Annotated in this window: 2 protein-coding genes (1 of these 2 running past the window's edge); both read left to right on the forward strand. The window is 72.7% G+C overall.

Translation table 11 applies throughout. The features are described 5' to 3' along the window. On the forward strand, positions 1-3,444 hold the full coding sequence (locus ACWEKR_RS25830; RefSeq protein ID WP_452356657.1) for an amino acid adenylation domain-containing protein: 3,444 nt from the start codon (positions 1-3) through the stop codon (positions 3,442-3,444). After that, positions 3,444-25,088: the 5' portion of a non-ribosomal peptide synthase/polyketide synthase gene (locus ACWEKR_RS25835; RefSeq protein WP_452356658.1), read on the forward strand. It continues 3,651 nt past the right edge of the window; only the first 21,645 of its 25,296 coding nucleotides appear in the window; the start codon lies at positions 3,444-3,446; its stop codon lies beyond the right edge, outside the window. Before ACWEKR_RS25830 ends, ACWEKR_RS25835 begins: the two co-directional genes overlap by 1 nt.

Consider the following 25,088-nt stretch of genomic DNA (forward strand, 5'->3'; position numbering starts at 1 on the left):
GTGCACGATACGGAGTTGGGTGGGTTCAGCGCGTTGCCGCAGCGTTCCGCACAGCCCTCCCAGGACGCACCCGAGCCGTTCGCCCTGGCGCCCGCGCAACTCGGCGTCTGGTACGCGCAGCTGCTCCAGCCGGACGTGCCGATCAATGTCGCCCAGTACGTGGACGTGCGCGGCGAGCTGAACGCCGCGCTGCTGCAGGAAGTCTCGGTCGAGGCGGCGCGCGAGTACGAGTCGGTGCCGGTGCGGCTCGGGGAATCCGGCGGCGTCCCGCACCAGTGCGTCGACTCCGGGCTGTCCGTCGACATCCCGCTGATCGACCTGCGCGACCAGGGGGACCCGGTGGCGGCCGCGCACGCCTGGATGCGCGCCGACGCGAGCGCGCCGGACCTGACCTACGGTGAACTCGCCGCGCGCAGCAACCGGCTCGCCCGGCGGCTGATCGCGCTCGGCGTCGGACCCGAGACACTGGTCGCGCTGCGCCTGCCGCGGTCGCCGGAATTGGTGATCGCCATGTACGCGGTGCTCGCGGCGGGCGGCGCCTACCTGCCGCTGGATCCGGACCATCCGCCGGAGCGCACCGCGCACATCCTGGCCACGGCCCGCCCGGCCTGCGTGCTGACCGTTGGGCCCGACCAGCCGCAGGAGCTGTCGGGTCTGCCCGCGGTGCGGGTGGACCAGGCCGACGGGACGGTCGCAGCGGGGCCGATCTGGGACCGGGAACGCGTCGCGGCCCTGCGGCCGGAGCATCCTGCGTATGTGATCTTCACCTCCGGATCGACCGGTCTGCCCAAGGGCGTCGCGATCACCCACCGCGCCATCGTGAACCGGCTGGTGTGGATGCAGCAGACCTTTCGACTATCCACGGAAGACGTTGTGCTGCAGAAGACCCCGGCCACGTTCGACGTGTCGGTGTGGGCATTCTTCTGGCCGCCGCAGATCGGCGCGACGCTGGTGCTCGCCCAGCCGGACGGGCACCGCGATCCCGCTTATCTGCGCCGCGTCATCGACGAATACCGAGTCACCACAGCGCACTTCGTGCCGTCGATGCTCGAGTCGTTCCTCGCCGATCAGGACGCCGTGCTCCGTACGCCGCTGCGCACGGTGTTCGCCTCCGGGGAGGCGCTGCCCGCCGCGCTCGCCCAGCGGCTGCGCGTCCTGACCGGCGTTCGCCTGCACAATCTGTATGGTCCGACGGAAGCAGCGGTCGACGTCACCTTTCACGAAGTCACCGACACCGATACCCTCTCGGTGCCGATCGGCGCGCCGGTGTTCAACACCCGGCTCTACGTCCTCGATTCGCGGCTGCGGCCGGTGCCGGTCGGGGCGCCGGGTGAGCTGTATCTGTCGGGGGTACAGCTCGCCCGGGGCTATGTCGCGCGCCCGGACCTGACCGCGGCGCGTTTCGTGGCCGACCCGTTCGGCGGACCGAACGGGCCCGCACGGGCGGGAGACCGGATGTATCGCACCGGTGACCTCGTGCGCTGGACCACACACGGCGAACTGGAGTACCTCGGACGCACCGATTTCCAGGGCGAGCTGCGTGGCCTGCGCATCGAACTCGGCGAGATCGAGGCCGTGCTGGCCCGGGTGGACGCGGTGGAGCGGGCGGTCGCGCGGGTGTTCGGCGAAGTGCTCGGTAACGAGCAGGTCGGTCGTAACGACGACTTCTTCGCACTCGGCGGAAACAGTCTGGTGGCCACGCAGGTCGCCGCCCGGCTGTCCGCCGACCTGAACTGCCCGCTCGGGGTCCGCGACGTGTTCGCCGCCTGCACGGTGGCCGAACTCGCCGGAGTCGTCGAGCGGGCCGGTGGATCCGGCGGCGCGTCCTTGGTCGCGCAGCTGCGGGCACGGCCACGGCCGCCGCTGGTTCCGCTTTCCCCGGCGCAGCAGCGCATCTGGTTCCTCAACCGGTTCGAGCGCTCCGGCGCGAACTACAACATGCCGTTCGTGGTGCGGCTGCGCGGCGTGGTGGACGCGACGGCCCTGCGTCAGGCGCTCGCGGACGTGGTCATCCGGCACGAGGTGCTGCGCACGATCTTCCCCGCGCTGCCGCCCGGCGACCGCGGCGGCCCGGCCGCACAGCAGGTCGTGCTGTCGGTGGCCGAGGTGGCAGGCGCACCGGAGGCGATCGCCGCCGACGAGCTCGGCGCGTGTCTGCGCGCGTTCGCCGCGCGCGGCTTCGACCTGGAGCGCGAGATCCCGATCCGGGCCCGGATCTTCGCGGTGGACGACGGCAGCCACGCCTTGGCTCTCGTCCTGCACCACATCGCCGCCGACGGGTTGTCGCTGCGGGTGCTCGCCCGCGACGTGATGACCGCCTACGGGGCGCGTCGCGGCGGTGTCGCGCCCGCGTGGGCCCCGCTGCCGGTCCAGTACGCCGACTACAGCCTCTGGCAGCTCGAACTGCTCGGCTCCGCGAGCGATCCGTTCGCCGCCGCCCAACTGTCGTTCTGGACCGGAGCGCTGGCGGGCGCGCCCGACCAGCTCGACCTGCCCGCCGACCGGCCCCGCCCGGCGGTCGCCTCCGGCCGGGGCGCGACATTCGGCTTCGAGCTGCCCGGCGAAGTGATCTCGCGCATGGGCCAACTCGCCCGTGCACAGGGCGTTTCGATCTTCATGCTGACGCACGCCGCACTGGCCGCGCTGTTGTCGCGCCTGTCCGGCAGCGCGGACATCGTGATCGGTACCCCGGTCGCGGGCCGGGGCGACCGCGCGCTCGACGAACTCATCGGCATGTTCGTCAACACCCTGGCCCTGCGCACCCGGGTGGACGCCGCCGCGCCGTTCACCGAGCTGCTCGCCCACGTGCGCGAGCGGGATCTCGCCGCCTTCGGCCACGCCGCGCTGCCGTTCGAGCAGGTGGTCGCGGCGCTGGATCCGCCGCGCTCGCAGGCCCGCCATCCGTTGTTCCAAGTGCTGCTCGCCTTCGACAACGCCGAGGCAATCGCCGTCGAACTGCCCGAACTGTCGGTCGCCACCAGTACCCTGGAGACCGGAGTGACCAAGCTCGATCTCCAGCTCACGGTCACCGAGAACTCCGCCGGCGCCGGACTCGGGGAAGGTTCGGCACCGGCGGGGGTTCCCGCCGAATTCACTTACGCCACGGATCTGTTCGACTCGGCCACCGTCGCGGGCTACGCCGGTGCGCTGATCGGCTTCCTGGACGCCATCACCGCCGATCCCGGGATCGCGGTGCGCGATCTGCCCCTGCTCGACCACGACGGGCGAGCGCGCGCTCTTACGGCAGGGCAGGCTCCCGTCGGCGTCCAGGACCCGGCGGAGACGCTGCTCACCGCCGTCGAGGCACAGATGCGACGCACGCCGGGCGCGGTCGCGGTGCTCGGCGGCAACGGCCTCGCGGCCTTGCTGCGGACCTTGCCCGCCGCCGCGGAGGCGGTGCTCGCCGACCCGGCGGCGGCCCTCGATTCGGAAGGAAACCGCTGATGACCCACGCAGACGCCGTGCGCCGCGGCTACGGCATCGACGACCTGCCCGGCCTCGTCGCGACCGTCGCCGGACGGGAGCCGCAGCGGGTGGCGCTGCGCCACGGGGAGCAGACCGTCACCTACGCGGAACTGGCCGCGGACATCGCGGCTCTGTCCGCCGTCATGGGCGCGGACGCGCTGGTCCCGGTGGTGGTGTCCGGGCGGCTGCCCGCGCTGCTCGACTCCGGTGACGGCGCGCTCGGCGCGGTGCTGGACGCGCTGCTCGACGATGCGCTCGCGGCCGCGCCGGCCGCCCCCGTCGCCGCCGTGCCGGTGGAGACGCTGGTGAGCGTGTTCGAGGAGCAGGTGCGGCGCACCCCGGACGCGATCGCGCTCGACTACGCGGGGGCCACCCTGACCTACGCCGAATTCGACGGCCGCGTCAACGCGCTGGCCCACCACCTGGTCGGACTCGGCGTCCGGCCGGACAGGCCGGTGGGTCTGGCCGTCCGCCGCTCGATCGACCTGGTGGTCGGCATGTACGCGATCCTCAAGGCGGGCGGCGCGTACCTGCCGATCGATCCGGACCATCCGGCCGACCGCATCGCTTATGTGCTCGCGGTCGCCGCGCCGGTGGTCGTGCTGACCACCACGTCCGACGAGCCCGGCTTCGGGCCTGCGGTCGCCACGCTGCGGATCGACGAATTCGCGAGCCCGCCCACCGCGGACGCGCCCACGGTCGCCCGCTCGGCCGATCACACCGCCTACGTGATCTTCACCTCCGGCTCCACCGGCCGGCCGAAGGGCGTCGCCGTGTCGCATCGCGCGATCGTGGCGAACCTGCGCTGGCGGCAGCGGATGTACCGGCTGCGCGCCGACGACGCGGTGGTGCAGAAGACGCCGTTCACCTTCGACGTGTCGGTGTGGGAGTTCTTCTGGCCGTTGCAGGTCGGCGCGCGCCTGGTCGTCGCGGAGCCGGACGGTCATCGGGACCCGGCGTACTTGGCGCGGCTGATCGGGGAGCGCGGCGTCACGGTGGCGCATTTCGTGCCGTCCATGCTCGCCGTCTTCGTCGCCGAGCCGCGGGCGGCCGCGGTGGATTCGCTGCGGTTGGTCTTCGCCTCGGGCGAGGCGCTGCCCGCCGCCACCGCCGCGGCCTTCCGCGACATCTGCGGCGCGACGTTGCACAACCTGTACGGGCCCACCGAGGCCGCGGTCGACGTGACCGCGCACGAGGTGACCGGCGCGGACGTGGCCGCGGTCCCGATCGGCGTGGCCGCCGACGACACCGAGCTGCTGGTACTGGACGACAGTTTGCGCCCGGTCGCGCGCGGGGTGGTCGGCGAGTTGTACCTGGCGGGCGTGCAGTTGGCCCGCGGCTATGTCGCACGGCCCGGCCTGACCGCCGAGCGGTTCGTGGCCGATCCGGAAGGCCCGGCGGGGGAACGGATGTATCGCACCGGTGACCTGGTGCGCTGGACCCCTGGGGTGGAGGGCGGACCGGACGAACTGGAATACCTGGGCCGCACCGACTTCCAGGTGAAACTGCGCGGCCTGCGGATCGAACTCGGTGAGGTCGAGACCGCACTGCTGCGGCACCCGCGGGTGACCCGGGCGGCGGCGGCGCTGCACCGGCGGGCGAACGGCGATCACCTGGTGGGCTACGTCGTCGGCGACTCGATAAATGTCGCCGAGGTGCTCGACCGCCTCCGGCGCGAGCTGCCCGAGTACATGGTCCCCGCGCTGCTCGTCCCGCTGGACGCGCTGCCGCTGAACGCCAACGGCAAGCTGGATCGCCGGGCGCTGCCGGAACCCGAATTCGGCTCCGGCGCACCAGTGTTTCGCGCGCCGGAAACCGAGGCGGAAACGGCGGTGGCCGCTGTTTTCGCCGAGCTGCTCGGCGTGGCGCGCGTGGGCGCCGATGACGATTTCTTCGCGCTCGGCGGCAATTCGCTGCTCGCCACCCGTGCTCTCGCCCGGATAGCCGCCGCCCTCGGCGCGACCGTGGACGTGCGCGACTTCTTCGACCGCCCGACCGTGGCCGCGGTGGCCGCGCCGGCGCGCCCGGTCGCGCCGCGCCCGCAGCTGGTGGCCGGTCCACGCCCGGACCACGTGCCGCTCTCACCCGCGCAGCGGCGCATGTGGTTCCTCAATCGGTTCGACGCCGACGCCGAGCAGGCCCGCGACCTCGGCGCGGCCGCTGTGGACAACATTCCGGTGGCGCTGCGCCTGCGCGGCCCGCTGGAGGTGGCCGCGCTGTCGGCGGCGATCACCGATCTGGTGGCCAGGCACGAAGTGCTGCGCACCGTGTACCCCCAGACGGCCGCCGGACCCGCGCAATCGGTGCGGCGGGTGCACGCGGTGTTCGACCTGACGCCCGTCGATGTGCCGGAAGACCGGCTGGGCGCGGCGATCCGTAGGGCGGCGAGCCAGGGTTTCGACGTCGCCGAGGAGATCCCGGTTCGGGTGCGCCTGCTGCGCTGCGGGCCCGAGGACCACACGCTGGTGCTCGTCGTCCACCACATCGCGGCCGACGGTTTCTCGCTCGGTCCGCTGATGCGCGACTTGGCCACCGCCTACGCCGCGCGCCGCGAGGGCCGGGCCCCGGAATGGGCCCCCCTGCCGGTGCAGTACGCGGACTACGCGCTGTGGCAGCAGCGGGTGCTCGGCGTGGAGACCGACGCCGATTCCCTGGCCGCGCGCCAACTCGCCTTCTGGCGAAACGAATTGGCCGAATTGCCCGCGCAACTGGATCTGCCCGCCGATCGACCCCGTCCGGCCGCGGCCTCGTTCCGGGGCGCCACCCACGAGTTCGCCCTCGACCCCGCCCTGCGCGCCGACGTGGCGGCGTTCGCGGCGCGCGTTCGCGCCACGCCGTTCATGGTGCTGCACGCGGCCCTGGCGGCCCTGCTGGCGCGGTTGTCGGGGACCGTCGACATCGCGATCGGCACGCCGATCGCGGGCCGCGGCGAGGCCGCCCTGGACGATCTGGTCGGCATGTTCGTCAACACGCTCGTGCTGCGCACCGAAGTGGACGCCGCGCGCGGCTTCGCCGACCTGGTCGCGCATGCCGCCGACCGCGACCTGCGCGCGTTCGCGCACGCCGACCTCCCGTTCGAGCAACTGGTGGAGGCGCTGAACCCGGCCCGGTCGGCCGCTCGGCATCCGCTGTTCCAGGTCGCGCTGTTCATGCAGAACATCGGACCGATCGCGCCGGCCATGCCCGGTCTGGACACCGAGCCGGTCGATGTCGATCCCGGCTTCGCGAAGTTCGATCTCCAGCTCACGGTCTCCGACGCCGCCGACGGCTATCGCGCCGAATTCACCTACGCCACCGACCTGTTCGACGCGTCGACGGTGCGCGAATTCGCGGCGAAGTTCGTCCGGCTGCTGCGTGCGGCGGTGGACGACCCGGACGTGCCGGTCGGGGACCTTCCGCTGCTCGACGCGGGGGAACTGGACTACCTCACCGCGAGCTGGAACGCCAGCGGGCACCGAGTGCCGGACCGCTTCCTGCACGAGGGATTCGACGCGCAGGTACGCCGCACCCCGGATGCCGTGGCGCTCATCGCCGGCACCGAGCGGTCGAGCTACGCCGAACTGTCCGACCGGGCCGACCGGCTGGCCAGGATGCTGATCGGGATCGGGGTCGGCCCGGAAGCGCTGGTCGTGCTGGCCTTGCCGCGTTCGGTCGAGCTGGTCGTGGCCATGTACGCGGTGGCGCGGGCGGGTGGCGCGTACGTTCCGGTGGATCCGGAGCATCCGGCCGAACGCACGGGTCACGTTCTCGACACCGCGCGACCGCACGCGATCCTGACCAGCAGGGCGGCCGAATTCGCTGCGGGCAACGCATCCGCGCCGGTCTACCACCTGGACGAACTCGATCTGTCCGCGTATCCCTCGGGCAAGATCGGCGACCGCGAGCGCCACGGCGCGCTGCACCCATCGCATCCCGCCTACGTGATCTTCACCTCCGGGTCCACCGGCAAGCCGAAGGGCGTGGCGGTGAGCCACCAGGCCATCGCCAACCAGCTGGCCTGGATGCACGCGGAATACCGTCCGCGCCCCGGCGACGTGTATCTGCAGAAGACCGCGAGCACCTTCGACGTCTCGCTGTGGGGCTACTTCCTGCCGCTGCGGGCGGGCGCCACCCTGGTGCTGGCGGCGCCGGACGGGCATCGCGATCCGCGCTACCTCGCCGAAACAATCGCCCGCGAGGGCGTGACGCTCACCGACTTCGTGCCGTCGATGCTCGCGGCGTTCGCCGCGCACGCGCAACCGGGCGAACTCGACTCGCTGCGCGAGGTTTTCGTCATCGGCGAGCCGCTGCCGCCGGCGACGGTCGCCGCGTTCCGGCAGGTGTGCGACGCGGGCCTGCACAACCTCTACGGCCCGACCGAGGCGGCGGTGTCCATCACCAACCGTGCGGTCACCGAGGTGGACGCACCGTACGTCCCGATCGGCGAGCCGGAGTGGAATGCGCAGGTCTACGTGCTGGACGGCCGGTTGCGGCCCGCGCCGATCGGCGTGCCCGGCGAGCTGTACCTGGCGGGCGCGCAGCTGGCGCGCGGCTATCACGGTCGCGTCGACCTGACGGCCGACCGTTTTGTCGCCAACCCGTTCGGCGCGCCGGGCGCTCGCATGTACCGCACCGGTGACCTGGTGCGGTGGAGCCGCGACGGCGAACTGGTCTACCTGGGCCGCACCGATTTCCAGGTGAAGTTCCGCGGTCAGCGCATCGAGCTCGCCGAGATCGAGGCGGCACTGCTGGCGGCGCCCGAGGTGGGCCAGGCCGCGGCGCGGCTGGTCTCCGGACCGGCGGGGGAGTTCCTGGAGGGCTACGTGATCGCCGCGCCCGGCTCGACTATCGATCCCGGCTCGGTGAAAGCGTACGTGGCGCAGCGCCTTCCCGCTTACATGGTGCCCACGGCGGTAGTGGAGCTGCCCGAATTCCCCCGGAACACCAGCGGCAAGCTGGACCGCGCGGCCCTGCCGGTCCCCGAGCTCGCGGCCGAGCGCTTCCGTCCGCCCGTGCGCGCCGCGCAACGGCTGGTCGCGGCGGTCTTCGCGGAGGTGCTGCGGGCCGAGCGGGTCGGGCTGGACGACGACTTCTTCGCCCTCGGCGGCAGTTCCCTCGACGCCACCCAGGTCACCGCCCGCACGGGCGAGGCCGCGGGGGTGCGCGTGCCGGTGCGCGCGCTGTTCGACGCACCCACGGTGGAGGGCTTCGCCGCCGCGGTCGAGGGGCTCGGCGCGGCGGGGGCCGAGCGGCTCCCGCTGGTCCGCCGGAAGCGGCCCGCGCGGGTGCCGCTCTCGCCCGCGCAGCAGCGGCTGTGGTTCCTCAATCGCGTCGAGACCCAGGACGGCGCCGACAGCGTCTACAACCTGCCGATCGTGCTGTGGCTGACCGGCCGCCTCGACGTGACCGCCTTGGAGCGCGCAGTGCTCGACGTGCTGGCCCGGCACGAGACACTGCGCACCACATATCCCGACACCGACAGCGGCCCTTGCCAATCCGTGCTCGCCGCCGCCGACATCGGGCTGAGCCTGCATCCGGTACCGATCGACCGACGCGCGGTGCGGGACGCCGTGGCCGGGATCGTCCGCGCCGGATTCGACGTGACCGACGAGTTGCCGTGCCGGGTCGCTTTGCTGTCGGTCGACCGGGTGGACGAGGCGCGCGGCGTCACCGGCGACGAATACGTGCTGGTCTTCGTCGTGCACCACATCGCCGCCGACGCTCTCTCGATGGCGCCGCTGGTCACCGATCTGGTCCGCGCCTACCTCGCCCGCCTGACCGGCCGACGGCCGGACTGGGAGCCGCTGCCGGTGCAGTACGCCGACTACAGCCTGTGGCACCGGGAGCTGCTCGGCGCGGAGGACGTCCCGGGTGACCTCGCCTACCGGCAACTGCGCTTCTGGCGCGCCGTACTGGACGGCGCCCCCGCGCAGCTGCCGCTCCCGGCCGATCGGCCGCGCCCCGCCGTCGCGTCGCACGAAGGAGCCGCCGTCGACTTCGTGATCGAGCCCGAGGTGTCCGCGGGCCTGCGCGCGCTGGCCCGGCGCACCGGCGCGACGCTGTTCATGACGCTGCACGCGGCCTTCGCCGCCACCTTGGCCAGGATGAGCGGCAGCGCCGACATCGTGATCGGCTCGCCGGTCGGCGGACGCGGCGAACGGGCGCTCGACCCCCTCGTCGGCATGTTCGTCAACACCCTCGCCCTACGCACGCGAGTCGCCGCCGACGCCTCGTTCGCCACTCTGCTGAGCGAGGTGCGCGACGCCGACCTGGCCGCGTTCGCGAACGCCGATCTGCCGTTCGAGCGGCTGGTGGACGCCATGGCGGTGGATCGCTCCGCCGGTGCGCACCCGCTGTTCCAGGTGATGTTCAGCTTCGAGACCGCGACGCCCGCCTTGGACGGGAAGGCCGTGGAGGTGCCGTGGTTGTCGGTGCGTCCGGTCGAAATCCCCGATGACGGGGCGAAATTCGATCTGCACCTGGTGGTGGCGGAGCGGCCGGGATCGGCGGGACTGTCGGCCACCTTGCGCTACGCCACCGATCTGTTCGACCCCGCGACGGCCGAGTCGTACGCCGACCGCTTCCGGCGGATGCTCGTCGCCGCGGCGGTGGATCCCGGGACGCGGATCGGTGACATCGAGCTGCTGTCCGACGCCGAACGCGGGCGGATGCTGGGGGAATGGAACGCCACCGCGCACCCGGTCGCCGAATCGGACACGCTCGCTTCGTTGTTCGCCGCGCAAGTCGAACGCACGCCGGACGCGCCCGCGGTCACCTTCGAGGCGACGAGACCGCCGCAGGCCGCGGCCGACCAGCTTGCGGCGCGCCTCGCCACGGCACCCGATAGTCTCTCGACGGCCCCGGCCCGACCGTCGCCCGGCACTCCGTCCGCGACGCTGAGCTATGCCGAACTCGCCGGCCGGGTCAACCGGCTGGCACGGTGGCTCGTCAGTCGTGGCGTCGGCCCGGAAACGCTGGTGGCGCTGGGCATGCGCCGGTCCGTCGATCTGGTGGTGGGCATGTACGCGGTCGTCGCCGCGGGCGGCGGCTACCTGCCGATCGATCCGGACCACCCGGCCGAGCGCACCGCCCACATCCTCGCCACGGCAGCGCCGGTATGCGTGCTGACCGCGGGCGCGGACCTGCACTGCGGTCTGCCCGAGACGCGGATCGATCGGCTGGACCTGTCCGGCTACCCGGACACCCCGCTCACCGACGCCGACCGGCGCGCGCCGCTGCGCCCGGCGAACACCGCCTACGTGCTGTTCACCTCCGGCTCCACCGGCGCGCCCAAAGGCGTGGCGATGAGTCACCGCGGCATCGTCAACCGGCTGCGCTGGATGCAGTCCGCGCACGTCGCGCTCGGGCCGGGGGATGTGCTGTTGCAGAAGACGCCCGCCACTTTCGACGTGTCGGTGCCGGAGTTCTTCTGGCCGTTGCAGGTCGGCGCGCGCATGGTGCTGGCGCGGCCGGACGGTCATCGGGATCCGGCGTACCTGGCCCGCCTGATCCGCGCCGAAGGCGTCACCGCGGCGCACTTCGTGCCGTCCATGCTGGCCGTCTTCCTCGCGGGCGAGTACGACGTGCCCGCACTGCGGGAAGTCTTCTGCTCCGGTGAGGCGCTGCCCGTCGGCGTCGCCCAGCGGATGCGCGAACTCACCGGGGCGCGCGTGCACAACGGCTACGGGCCCACCGAGGCCGCCGTGGAAGTGACCTTCCATACGGTGTGCGACACCGACTTCGAGACCGTGCCCATGGGCAAGCCGATCTGGAACACCCGGACCTACGTGCTCGACGCGCGGCTGCGGCCGGTGCCGGAGGGTGTGCCGGGCGAGCTGTATCTCGCGGGCGCGCAACTGGCGCGCGGCTATCTGGGCCGCCCCGACCTCACCGCAGACCGGTTCGTCGCCGACCCCTTCGGCCCGCCCGGCGAACGAATGTACCGCACCGGCGACCTGGTGCGGTGGACCCGCACGGGCGAGCTGGAATACTTGGGCCGCACCGACTTCCAGGTCAAACTCCGCGGGTTGCGCATCGAACTCGGCGAGATCGAGTCGGTGCTGCTCGCGACGCCCGCGGTCGCCCAGGCCGCCGTCGTGGTCCGCGACGATCGCGGCGCGGGGGAGCACCTGGTCGCCTACCTGGTGGCGGACGCGCCGGTGGAGATCGCCGCGGTACGCGACGCGGTGGCCGAGCGGCTGCCCGGCTACATGGTGCCGCAGGCGTTCGTGGTGCTGGACCGGTTCCCGGTGAACGCGTCCGGGAAGCTGGACCGATCGGCGCTGCCCGCGCCCGCGATCGCTCCGGCGGTGTTCGAGGCTCCCCAGGGGGAGGCGGAGAAGCTGGTCGCCGAGACGTTCACGGCCTTGCTAGGGGTGACCGAGGTCGGCGCCGAGGACGATTTCTTCGCCCTCGGCGGCAACTCGCTCAGCGCCACCCAGCTCGCCGCGCGGCTGGGCAAAGCCACCGGCGCCGAGGTGGCGGTGCGCACGATCTTCGACGCGCCCACGGTGCGCGGACTGGCGCGGCGGCTCACCGTCGACGGCCCGGCCGCGACCGGACCCGTCGCGTTGCCGCCGCTCACGCCGCAGGAGCGCGGCGAGCCGATCCCGCTGTCGATCGCCCAGCAGCGCATGTGGTTCCTGAACCGTTTCGACACCGCCAGCGGCGCGTACAACATCTCGTTCGCGCTGCGCCTCACCGGCGCGCTGAACGTGCCCGCCCTGGAGGCGGCGATCGCCGACGTGATCGCCCGGCACCAAACGCTGCGCACGATCTACCCCGAGCACGACGGCGAAGCGACCCAGCTGGTGCTGCCCGCCGGGACGAAACTGGTCGAGCTGGTGGCACGGCCGGTGCCCGTGACGCAAGTGCCCGAACTGGTCGCCGCCGCGGCGCGCGCCGGATTCGACGTGACCGCCGAGGTGCCGCTGCGCGTCCGCTTGCTGCGCGTCGAGGACGACGAGCGGCCGGGCGGGCCGCGGGAACACATCCTGTTGTTCGTCGTGCACCACATCGCCGCCGACGGCTGGTCTTTCGCACCGCTGACCCGGGACCTGGCCAACGCGTACGTCGCGCGGTGCGCGGGCATGGCGCCCGCGCCGGGATCGCTGCCGGTGCAGTACGCCGACTTCGCCATCTGGCAGCGCGCCGCGCTCGGCTCCGCCGATGACCCGGCTTCGGTGCTGTCGCGGCAGCTGGCCTACTGGACCGATCGGCTGGCCGGGTTGCCCCAGGTGCTGACGCTCCCGTCCGACCGGCCCCGGCCCGCGGTCGCCACCAACCGCGGCGCCGCGCTGACCGGCCGGTTGGACGCCGACCTGCACGAGCAGATCCGCGAGCTCGCCGCCGCGCACCGGGCGACGCCGTTCATGGTGCTGCACACCGCACTCGCCGTGCTCCTGAGCCGCTACGGCGCGGACCGGGACGTGGTGCTCGGCGCACCGGTCGCCGGTCGCGGCGAGGAAGCGCTGGACGAATTGGTCGGCATGTTCGTCAACACGTTGGTGCTGCGCACCGAGGTTCGCCCGGACGCGACCCTGGCCGAACTGCTGACCTCCGTGCGGGACGCGGACCTGGCCGCCTTCGATCACGCCGCGGTGCCGTTCGAGCAATTGGTCGAGGTGCTGAACCCGGTCCGCTCGCAGGCGCACGCCCCGCTGTACCAGGTCGCGCTGACTTTGCAGAATCAGGCCGCGCCGGAATTCCGGCTGCATCGGCTGGCCATCGCCGCGCTCGAGGTCGGCGCGGCGCCGATCCAGCTCGACCTGGACTGGACGCTGACCGACCGCTACACCACCGACGGCGCGCCGGACGGCATCGACGTGCACCTGCATTACGCCCTCGATCTGTTCGACGAGCCGACCGTGTCCGGGTTCCTCGCCGCCTTCGAACGCGTGCTGCGCGCCATGGTGCGCGACGCCCGCACCGAGGTGGGCGCGGTCGAACTGATGTCGGTGACCGAACGCGGCCTGCTGCTGTCGGACCGCAACGCCACCGCGCACGCGCTGCCGGCCGAGACGCTGGACGACCTGCTCACCGCCCGCGTCGCGGCGAGCCCGGACCGCGTCGGCGTGCGTTACGAGGACACGGCGGTGACCTACGCCGAGTTCGCCTCCCGGGTGAACCGGCTGGCTCGCAGGCTGATCGACGCGGGTGCGGGCCCGGAGGACATCGTCGGGCTGGCGGCGGCACGCTCGATCGACATGCTCGTGGCGATGTACGCGATCGTGCGTGCGGGCGCGGCGTATCTGCCGATCGATCCGGCGCACCCGGCCGAGCGCCTGGCCCAGGTCCTCGCCGATGCCGCGCCACGGCTGATGCTGACCGCGGGCGGAGCGACGCCGCCCGTCCCGCCCGGTGTGCCGGTGCTCGACCTCGCCGAGCTCGATCTCGACGGCATCGCCGACGGACCGGTCACCGATGCCGAGCGCCGCGCCGCGCTGCGGCCGGACAACACCGCCTACGTGCTGTTCACCTCCGGCTCCACCGGACGTCCGAAGGGCGTGGCCGTCAGCCACCGCGCGATCATGAACCAGTTGCGGTGGCTGGAGTCCCGCTACGAGGTCACCGCGTCCGACCGCATCCTGCAACGCGCGCCGCTGACCTTCGACGTGTCGGTGTGGGAGTGCTTCCTGCCGATCGCCGTCGGCGCGCCGCTGGTGATCGCCCGTCCCGGCGGGCATCTGGACCTGGCCTATTTCGCGGGTCTGCTGCGCGAGCACCGGATCACCATCGCCGAGTACGTGCCCTCGGTGCCGGCGGCGCTGATCGGCGAGGGCATGGGCGACGCGCTGCGCTCGTTCCGGCACCTGCACTGCGGCGGCGAGGCGATCACGCCCGACCTGCTCGCCGCGCTGCGCGGCAGCGTCGACGGCGCGGTGCACAACGCCTACGGCCCGACCGAGGCGGCGATCTCGGCGGTCTATCACGAATTCACCGACGGCGACGCCGCACCCGGGCGGGACGTGGCCATCGGCCGCCCGTGCTGGAACACCAGGGCCTATGTGCTTGACCCCCGGCTGCGCCCGGTGCCGATCGGCGTTACGGGCGAGCTGTATCTCGCGGGCGATCAGCTGGCGCGCGGCTATCACGCCCGTCCCGCGCTGACCGCCGAGCGGTTCGTCGCCGACCCCTTCGGCGTGCCCGGCCGCTCCATGTACCGGACCGGTGATCTGGTGCGCTGGAATCGCGACGGCAATCTGGTGTATCTGGGCCGCAACGATTCCCAGGTCGAACTGCGTGGCCAGCGGATCGAGCTGGGCGAGATCGAGGCCGTCCTCGCCGCCGCGCCGGGCGTGACCAGCGCGGCCGTGCTGGTGGCCCGCGACCACGCGGGAGGAGAATGCCTGGTCGGCTACGTCACCGGAGCGGGCCTGACGCCTTCGGCAGTGCTCAGCGCGGCGCGTGCCCAGTTGCCCGCCTACATGGTGCCCGCCCACGTCGTCGTGCTCGACGAGATGCCGCTGACCACCGTGGGCAAGCTCGATCGCGCGGCGCTGCCCGCCGTCGCGCTCCCCGGCGCGGCCGCGGAATTCCGCGCGCCGCGGGAGGGGACCGAGGCGGTGCTCGCCACGTTGATCGCCGACTTGACCGGCGCGGCGCGGATCGGTGCGGACGACGACTTCTTCGCCCGCGGCGGCAATTCGCTGCTGGCCATGCGGCTGGTCGCCCGGGTCGACGCCGCCTTCGGCTGCGCGCTGACCGTGCGTGAGGTGTTCGAGGCGCCGACCGTGGCCGGGCTCGCCCTGCGCATCGCGGGGGCGGAGCCGCCCGACGTCGCTCGGCCCGCGCTCGCCCCGGCGCCGCGTCCGGCGCGAATCCCGTTGTCGCCGGCGCAGACCCGGATGTGGCTGCTGCACCGGCTGGATCCGGACTCGCCGGTGTACCACATCCCGATCACCATCCGGCTCACCGGCGCACTGGACGCGGCGGCGTTGCGGGCGGCCGTGCGCGACGTGATCCATCGGCACGAATCGCTGCGCACCGTCTTCCCTGCGGATGCCGAAGGCCCCACCCAGGTGGTGCTGGCCGAGACCGACGTGCCGGAACCGCCCCTGGCTCCGATCGACGTGCCCGAGCCGGAACTGCGTGCCGCGGTGCTGGCGGCGGTCGCGGGCAGCTTCGATCTGCGCACCGATATTCCGTTGCGGGCGAGTCTGTTCCGCGTCGCGCCGGAGGACCACGTGCTCGCCGTGGTGATCCACCACATCGCCGCCGACGGCGTCTCCACCGCGCCGCTGGCCCGCGACCTGATGACGGCCTACACCGCGCGCGCCGCCGGGCAGGCGCCGTCGTGGCGGCCGCTGCCGGTGCAGTACGCGGACTTCACCCTCTGGCAGCGCGCGACGCTGGGTTCCGCGAACGATCCGGACTCGCCGCTGTCGCGCCAGATCGCCTACTGGCGCGCCGAACTCGACGGACTCGCGCCGGTGCTGGAGCTGCCCGCCGACCGTTCCCGCCCCGCGGTGGCCTCCGGACGCGGAGCCACCGTCGAATTCGCGGTTCCCGCCGACCTCACCGGCGCCATCGCCGATCTCGCTCGGCGGCGCGGCGTCTCGATGTTCATGGTGCTGCATGCCGCTTACGCCGCGCTGCTGGCCCGGCTCACCGGAGTGGACGACGTCGCCATCGGCACGCCGGTCGCGGGCCGCGGCGAGCAAGCGCTGGACGACGTGGTCGGCATGTTCGTCAACACCCTCGTGCTGCGCACGCCGATCGCGCCGGAGGCGTCCTTCGCCGGACTGCTCGGCCGCGTGCGCGAGGTCGACGTGCGCGCCTTCTCCCACGCCGACCTGCCGTTCGAGCTTTTGGTCGAGGAGCTGAACCCCGTCCGCTCGCAGGCGCATTCGCCCATCGTGCAGACGCTGCTCACCTTCGAGCAGCACGACGACACCGTGCTGCGCCTGCCCGGCCTCACCGTGTCGGTCTACCCGCTGGACAACCGCGTCGCCCAGTTCGACCTGGCCGTGGAGCTGACCGAGTATCGCGCGGAGACCGATTACGCGCTGCGCGGCGTGCTGCGCTACGCCACCGACCTGTTCGACCGGGCCACCGTCGAGACGTTCGGCGCTCGGTTCGTGCGCGTGCTGCGGGCCGTGGTGTCCGATCCGTCGGCGCGGGTCGGCGACCTCGAGCTCCTGGACGACGCGGAGCGAGCGCTGGTGCTCGACCGGTGGAACGACACCGCCGTCCCCATCGACCCGGCGGCCACGCTGATCTCGCTGTTCGAGGCGCAGGTGGCCAAGACCCCGGACGCGCCCGCGGTCACCGTCGAGGGACGCACTTTGTCCTATGCCGAATTCGCCGGACGGGCGCGGCGGCTGGCGCGCTGGCTGTGCGGGCAGGGCGTCGGCCCGGACGCGCCGGTCGCGCTCGGCATGCGGCGGTCGCTGGAGCTGGTGGTCGGCATCTACGCGGTCACCCTCGCGGGCGGCGCGTACGTCCCGCTCGACCCCGACCATCCGGCCGAGCGGCTGGAGTACGTCTTGTCGACGGTCCGGCCGGTGTGCGTGCTCACCTCGGGTGCGGATCTGGACGCGGGCGCGGCGCGGCAGGTTCGCGTCGACCGGCTCGACTTGGCCGGCTACGCCGCCACTCCGTTGACCGCCCTGGACCGGCTCGGTTCGCCTGCCCCCGGCCACACCGCGTATGTGATCTTCACCTCGGGGTCGACCGGCCGTCCGAAGGGAGTCGCGGTCACCCATGCGGCGATTGTGAATCGGCTCACCTGTATGCAGTCGGCGTATCCGCTGGCCACGGACGACGTGGTGCTGCAGAAGACCCCGGCCACCTTCGACGTTTCCGTCTGGGAGCTTTTCTGGCCGTTGGCATTCGGCGCGCGCTTGGTGGTCGCACGTCCAGATGGACATCGCGACCCCCGGTATCTGGCCCGGCTGATCGCGGGGCAACGTGTCACCACGGTGCACTTCGTACCCGCCATGCTGGGTGTTTTCTTGGCCGAGGCACACACGGGGGAGTGCATTACGCTGCGCAACGTCTTCGCATCGGGCGAGGCATTGCCCGCGGTTACCGCGCAGCGGGCGCGAGAGGTGATCGGAGCGCGGGTGCACAACCTGTACGGCCCTACCGAGGCCGCTGTCGATGTCACCTATCACGAGGTGACCGATGCGGACGTGGAGTCCGTGCCGATCGGCAGGCCGGTGGCCAACACCCGCCTGCTGGTGCTGGACGCCCGGATGCGGCCGGTGCCCGTGGGAGTACCGGGCGAGCTGTACCTGGCGGGCGCGCAGCTGGCCCAGGGGTATGTCGCTCGCCCCGAGCTGACCGCGGACCGCTTCGTCGCCGGCCCGTTCGGGCCCGCCGGGGCGCGCATGTACCGCACGGGCGACCTCGTGGCCTGGCGGCCCGACGGTGAGCTGCGGTATCTGGGGCGCACGGACTTCCAGGTGAAGCTGCGCGGTCTGCGCATCGAGCCCGCCGAGATCGAGGCGGCGCTGCTGGCGCTGGACGCGGTCGCGCAGGCGGTGGTGCTGGTCCGCTCGGACGAGCGGTCGGGCGATCAGCTCGTCGCCTATCTCGTCCCGGCGAGTCGCCACGAGATCGACGTCGAGGACGTGCGCGCCGCGCTGAGCACCGAATTGCCCGCTTACATGGTGCCCACCGCGTTCGTCCCGCTCGAGCGGTTCCCGGTCAACGCGTCGGGCAAGCTGGATCGCTCCGCCCTACCCGCGCCGGAGTTCGCGGCCGTCGGCTACCGGGCTCCCGCCACCCGCACCGAGGCGAGGGTCGCGCGGATCGTCGCGGCGCTGCTCGGCGTCGAGCGCGTCGGTGCGGACGACGACTTCTTCGCCCTCGGCGGCAACTCGTCGCTCGCGACCCAGGTCGCCGCCCGGCTCGGTGCCGAACTGGACGCCGAGATCCCGGTGCGGCTGCTGTTCGAGGCGCCGACCGCGGCCGCGCTGGCCGCGCGGGCCGAGCGGCTCGCGGGCACCGGCGGCAAACCCGCGCTCGCGCCGCGGCCGCGCCCGGAGCGCATCCCGCTCTCGCCCGCCCAGCAGCGCATGTGGTTCCTGCACCGCTTCGATCCCACTACGACCGTGCACAACATCGCGGTGGTGGTCCGCCTCACCGGCTACCTGGACCCGGACACCCTCGCCGCCGCCGTCGGCGATGTGGTCGGCAGGCACGAGACCCTGCGCACCGTGTATCCCGACCACGAGGGCATCGGCTACCAGCGCGTGCTCGACATCGGCCGGGTTCCGGTGGTCGAGGTGCTGGAATCCGCGAGCGCGCTGCGGGAATTCGTCGCGGCCCCGTTCGACCTGACCGCCGAGGTACCGCTGCGCATCGGCCTGGTGACCCGGTCCGATCGCGATCACCTGCTGGCCTTGGTGGTGCACCACATCGCGGCCGACGGCTTCTCCATGGGCCCGCTGGCCCGCGACCTCGCCGCCGCCTACGCGGCCCGCGCGACGCGCACCGCCCCGGTCTGGACCGAGCTCGACCTGCAGTACGCCGACTACACGCTCTGGCAGCGCGAGGTGCTCGGCGCCGAGCACGACCCGGAATCGGTCGCCGCGCGCCAGCTGGCGTACTGGCGGGAGACGTTGCACGCGCTGCCCGCCCAGCTGGACCTGCCCGCCGACCGGCCGCGCCCCGCGATCGCCTCGCACGCGGCGGCGAGCACCACCACGACGTTGCCGGAAGGGATCGGCCCCGGCATCGCCGCCGTAGCCGCGCGCTACGAGGCCACCCCGTTCATGGTGGTGCACGCCGCGCTGGCCACCTTGCTGGCCAGGCTGTCCGGCACGGCCGACATCGCGATCGGCGCGCCCGTCGCGGGCCGCGGCGACGCGGCGCTGGACGACCTGGTCGGCATGTTCGTCAACACCCTCGTGCTGCGTGCGCGGGTTCCCGGTTCGGACACCTTCGCCGCCGTGTTGCGCCGGGTGCGCGAGCACGACCTGGACGCCTTCGCCCACGCCGACGTGCCGTTCGAGCGCCTCGTCGAGGTGCTCGACCCGCCGCGCTCCCAGGCCCGCCACCCGCTGTTCCAGATCGCGCTGTTCTTCCAGAATCTCGCGCCGGTCACCCTGGACATGGCCGGTGTCACCGTGGCGGAGCACGAACTGGACTACGAGACCACGCCGTTCGACCTCCAGCTCACCGTCACCGGCGCCGGGCTGCGCTGGACCTACGCCACCGACCTGTTCGACGCCGCCACCGTCGAAACCTTCGGCGACCGCTTCGCCCGCCTGCTCGCCGCGGTCACCGCCGATCCGGAACAGGTGGTCGGCGACATCGATCTGTTCGGCACGGGCGAACTGCATCGCGTGGTCACCGAGTGGAACGATTCCGCGCACACCGCACTGGCCGATGAACTGCTGCTGGACGAATTCGAGGCGCAGGCCGCCGCGACGCCCGCCGAGCCGGCGCTGGTGTTCGTGCCCGGCGACGCGACGCCCCCGATCACCGTGACCTACGGCGAGCTGGACCGGCGCGCCAACCGGCTGGCCCGCTACCTGATCGCGGCGGGCGTGGGTCCCGAAACTCTGGTGGCGGTGGCGATCCGGCGCTCACCGGAGCTGGCGGTCGCGATGTACGCGGTGCTGAAAGCGGGCGGCGCGTATGTGCCGATCGACCCGGACCACCCCGCACAGCGCATCGCCCACCTCCTCGACACCGCGCGCCCGGTGGCCGTGCTCACCACCTCCGCCGATCGGATCGATATGGGCGAATCCACGCCCACCGTCCTGGTTGACGCCGTCGCGCTGGACGCCTACTCCGACGACCCGATCGCGGTCGACGAGCGCCGTGCGCCGATCCACCCGGGCAGCCCGGCCTACGTGATCTTCACCAGCGGCTCCACCGGAAAACCCAAGGGCGTCGGCGTGTCGCACGCCGCGATCGTCAACCAGATGACCTGGATGCAGTCGCGCTACGGCCTCACTGCCGAGGACGTGTACCTGCAGAAGACCGCCACCACGTTCGACGTGTCGCTGTGGGGCTATTTCCTGCCGCTGCGCGTCGGCGCCACGCTCGTGCTCGCCGCACCGGACGAGCATCGCGACCCGGGCTACCTCACCCGGGTGATCGCCGAACGGCGGGTCACGCTCACCGATTTCGTGCCCTCGATGCTGAGCGTCTTCGCCGGGCACGTCACGGCCGCGGGGCGCGGTGCGGCGCTCGAGTCGCTGCACACCGTCTTCGTGATCGGGGAGGCGCTGCCTGCCGAGACCGTGCGAGCATTCGGCGCGGTGAGCGCCGCGCGGGTGCACAACCTGTACGGCCCGACCGAAGCGGCGGTGAGCATCACCCACCGGGAGGTCACCGGCGAGCGCGACCGTGCCGTGCTGCCGATCGGCAACCCGGTCTGGAACAGCCGGGTCTACGTGCTGGATTCGCGGTTGCGCCCGACGCTGCCCGGCGTCGCGGGCGAGCTGTATCTCGCGGGTGCGCAGCTCGCGCGCGGCTACCACGGCAGGCCCGATCTCACGGCGGATCGTTTCGTGGCCAACCCGTTCGGGGTGCCGGGGGAGCGGATGTACCGCACCGGTGACCTGGTGCGCTGGGACGCCGGCGGCGGCGCGGCCGAACTGATCTACCTAAGCCGCACCGACTTCCAGGTCAAGTTCCGCGGCCAGCGCGTCGAACTCGGCGAGATCGAGGCCGCGCTCGCGGCCGCACCGGGGGTGGCCCAGGCGGCGGCCCAGGTGGTCACCACCGTCATCGGCGACGACCATCTGGTCGGCTACGTCACCGCGGAGCCGGGCGCTGTGCTCGCGGATACCGAGGTGCTGCGCGCCGCCGCGGCCGCGCTGCCGTCGTACATGCTTCCTTCGGTGCTGGTCACACTGGACGTCTTCCCGCTCAACGCCTCCGGAAAGCTGGACCGCGGAGCATTGCCGGAACCGGTTTCCGACCGGGTCGCCTATCGTGCACCGGTCGCGCCCGCCGAACGTCTGGTGGCCGACGCCTTCGCGGCAGTGCTGGGCGCCGCGCCGATCGGCCTCGACGACCACTTCTTCGCGCTGGGTGGCAACTCGCTCAACGCCACCCGGGTACTGGCCCGGGTCGGCGAGCGGCTCGGCCGCCGGGTGCCGGTGCGGTTGCTGTTCGAGGCGCCGACGGTGCTCGGCCTCGCCGGACTGCTCGCCGCGGACACCGCCGCGAGCGAGCAGGCGGTGCCGCTGGTGGCGGGGCCACGCCCGGAACGGATTCCGCTGGCGCCGGTCCAGCGCGGCATGTGGTTCCTCAACCGGCTCGATCCGGCGTCGCCCGCCCACAACATCCCGGTCGCCGTCCGCGTCGAGGGCAGGCTGGACGCCGACGCCTTGGCCGCCGCGTTCACCGATGTCGTCGCGCGGCACGAGAGCTTGCGCACGGTGTATCCGGCCGACGAGACCGGCGCGGGCCACCAGGTGATCCTGCCCGCGAACGACGCCGCGCCCCTGACGGTCGAAGCGCTCGACGGCCGCGCCGCCGCCGACCGGATCGCCGAACTCCTCGGCGCCGGGTTCGACGTCACCGCGGAGGTCCCCGTGCGCGCGGCGCTGCTGCGCGAGCACGCCACCAGTCACGTGCTGGTCGCGGTGGTGCACCACATCGCGGCCGACGGTTACTCGATGGGCCCGCTGCTGCGCGACCTGCTGACGGCCTACCTCTCCCGCGTCCTCGGCACGGAGCCGGTGTGGCCCGCTCTCACCGCCCAGTACGCCGACTACGCCCTCTGGCAGCGCGACGATCTGAATGCTACTGCCGCGCAACAGCTTTCGTACTGGGCCGAAACACTACGCGAGTTGCCCGGCGAACTCGAACTGCCGACCGACCGCCCGCGTCCGGCCGTCGCGAGCAAGCGCGGCGCGCACGTGCGGGCCAGGATCGGCGGCGAGGTCGCCGCGCGGATCCGCGCGGTGGCGCTGCGGCACGACGCGACGCCGTTCATGGTGGTGCACGCCGCGCTGGCCGTCCTGCTGGCCCGGCTGTCCGGCTCCGATGACATCCCGATCGGCACGCCGGTGGCCGGACGCGGCGCGGCCGCCCTGGACGACCTGGTCGGCATGTTCGTCAACACCGTTGTGCTGCGCACCCGCCCGGATCAGGACCGTTCCTTCGCCGACCTGCTCGCGCAGACCAAGGCCGTCGATCTCGCGGCGTTCGGGCATTCGAGCGTGCCGTTCGACCGAGTGGTCGACGCAGTCGGCGTCCCGCGTTCCCAGGCTCGACATCCGCTGTTCACCGTGGCGCTGAGCTACCTCGACGCCACTGACGCCGCCTTCGCCGTGCCGGGTCTCGAACTCACCGCCGTCGAGTTCGACGAGCCCGTGGCCCGATTCGACCTGCGATTCACCGTGTCCGCCGAGCCGGACGCCGACGGTCATCTCGCGGTCGAACTGGACTACGCCACGGACCTGTTCGACAGCGCCACCGCACGCGCTCTGCTGCGCCGCTTCGGCAGGCTGCTCGGCGCGCTCACCGCGCGACCGGACGCGCCGATCGCCACGGTCGATCTCCTCTCGCCCGCCGAACGCGCCGACCTGCTCGGCCGCCACGGTGACGCTGCGGTGCCGCCGCGCACGCTGGCCGAACTGGCCGCCGCGGCAGTAGCGGCCGATCCCGACGCGGTCGCGCTGGTCGCGAGCGAACGGCGGCTGACCTACCGGATGCTGGACGAGCAGTCGTCGCGGCTGGCGCGCATGCTCATCGGGCACGGTCTCGGCGCCGAGGACGTGGTGGCCGTGGCGGTGCCGCGCTCGATCAGCTCCGTGCTCGCGGTGTGGGCGGTGGCCAAGACCGGAGCCGCGTTCGTCCCGGTCGACCCGACCTATCCCGCCGAGCGGATCGCGCACATGCTGACCGATTCCGGTGCGGCGCTCGGCTTGACGATCGCCACCTGCCGTGCCGCGCTCCCCGGCGACGTCGACTGGCTGGTGTTGGACGCGCCGTCCACCGCCGCGCGGATGCGCCGCAACAGCGGAGCCCCGATCGAAGCGGCCGAGCTGATCCGCCCGGTGCGGGTGGAGAACCCGGCCTGGATGATCTACACCTCCGGCTCCACCGGCACGCCCAAAGGCGTGGTCGCCACGCACGGCGGGCTGGCCGGCGTGGCGCTGGCCCAGCGGGACCGCTACGAGGTCACCGCCGACGCGCGGGTCCTGCACGTGGCCTCGCCCAGCTTCGACGCGTCCATGCTCGAACTGCTGCTGGCCCTGTCCGCCGGAGCCACGCTGGTGATCGCGCCCCCTGGCGTCTACGGCGGCGCGGAACTCACCGCGCTCATCCGCGACCAGCGGGTGACGCACGCGTTCCTCACGCCCGCGGTCCTGCCCACGCTCGACCCGGCCGAGTTGAGCTGTCTGCGGCGGCTCACCGTCGGCGGCGAGTCCTATGCACAGGACACGGTGCGGCGCTGGGCGTCCGGCCGGTCGTTCCACAACACCTACGGCCCGACCGAGACCACCGTCATCGCGACCATCAGCGCGGTGCTACGCCCCGGCGATCCCCTCGATTTGGGCACGCCGATCCACGGCATGTCCGCGGTGGTGCTGGACGGCAGGTTGCGGCCGGTGCCGATCGGCGTCACCGGCGAGCTGTATCTGCGCGGCCCCGGTCTGGCCCGGGGATACCATGCACGGCCGGGTCTTTCGGCGTCCCGGTTCGTCGCCGACCCCTACGGCCCCGCAGGAGGACGGCTGTATCGGACCGGTGATCTGGTGCGGTGGACGAGCACCGGCGCGCTGCGCTGTGTGGGGCGCTCGGAGCACCAGGTCAAGGTCCGCGGTCTGCGCATCGAACTCGGCGAGATCGACGCCGTGCTCGCCGCGCAGGAGACGGTGCGCACGGCCGTCACTCTCGGCCACACCGACACTTCGGGCGCGGTGTCGCTGGTCGCCTACGTGGTCGCGGCGCCGAGACACACGATCGACACCGCAGCCCTCCTGGCTCACGCCGCGCGCTCCCTCCCCGCCTACATGGTGCCGAGCAGCGTGCTGGTGCTCGACGAGCTGCCGTCGACTCCGGTCGGCAAGCTGGACCGTAATGCCCTGCCGCGGCCCGAGCTGCGCGCCGCCCCGTTCCGCGCGCCCCGCACCGAGCTCGAGCGGGCGGTCGCACAGACCATCGCGGAGGTGCTCGGACTCGACGGCGACGTCGGCGCGGACGACGACTTCTTCGCGCGCGGCGGCAACTCGCTGACCGCGACCCAGCTGGCCGCGCGCCTGGCCGACCGGCTGTCGACCGCTGTCGGCGTCCGCGCGGTGTTCGAGCATCCGACGGTCGCGGCGCTCGCCCGCGCACTGGGCGAGGCCTCCGGTGCGGCCGCGCGTCCCGCGCTCACCCGGCGTGCGCTGACCGGTCCGGTGCCGCTCTCGCTCGCGCAGCAGCGCATGTGGTTCCTCAATCGCCTCGATCGGCAGTCCACCGCCTACAACATCCCGCTGGCGGTGCGGCTGACGGGCGAACTGGACGTGGCGGCGCTGAACGCCGCGATCGCGGACGTCGTCGCCCGCCACGACGTACTGCGTACCGTCTATCCGCTGCACGAGTCCGGGCCGGTGCAGGTCGTGTTGCCCGCCGCGGACAGCACCCCCGTGCTCGCGCCCGTCGCCGTCCCGGCCGATGATCTCGGCGCGGCGGTGGCCGACTTCGTCGGCGGCGGATTCGACGTCACCGAGACCGTCCCG

The organism is Nocardia sp. NPDC004573, assembly GCF_053602135.1.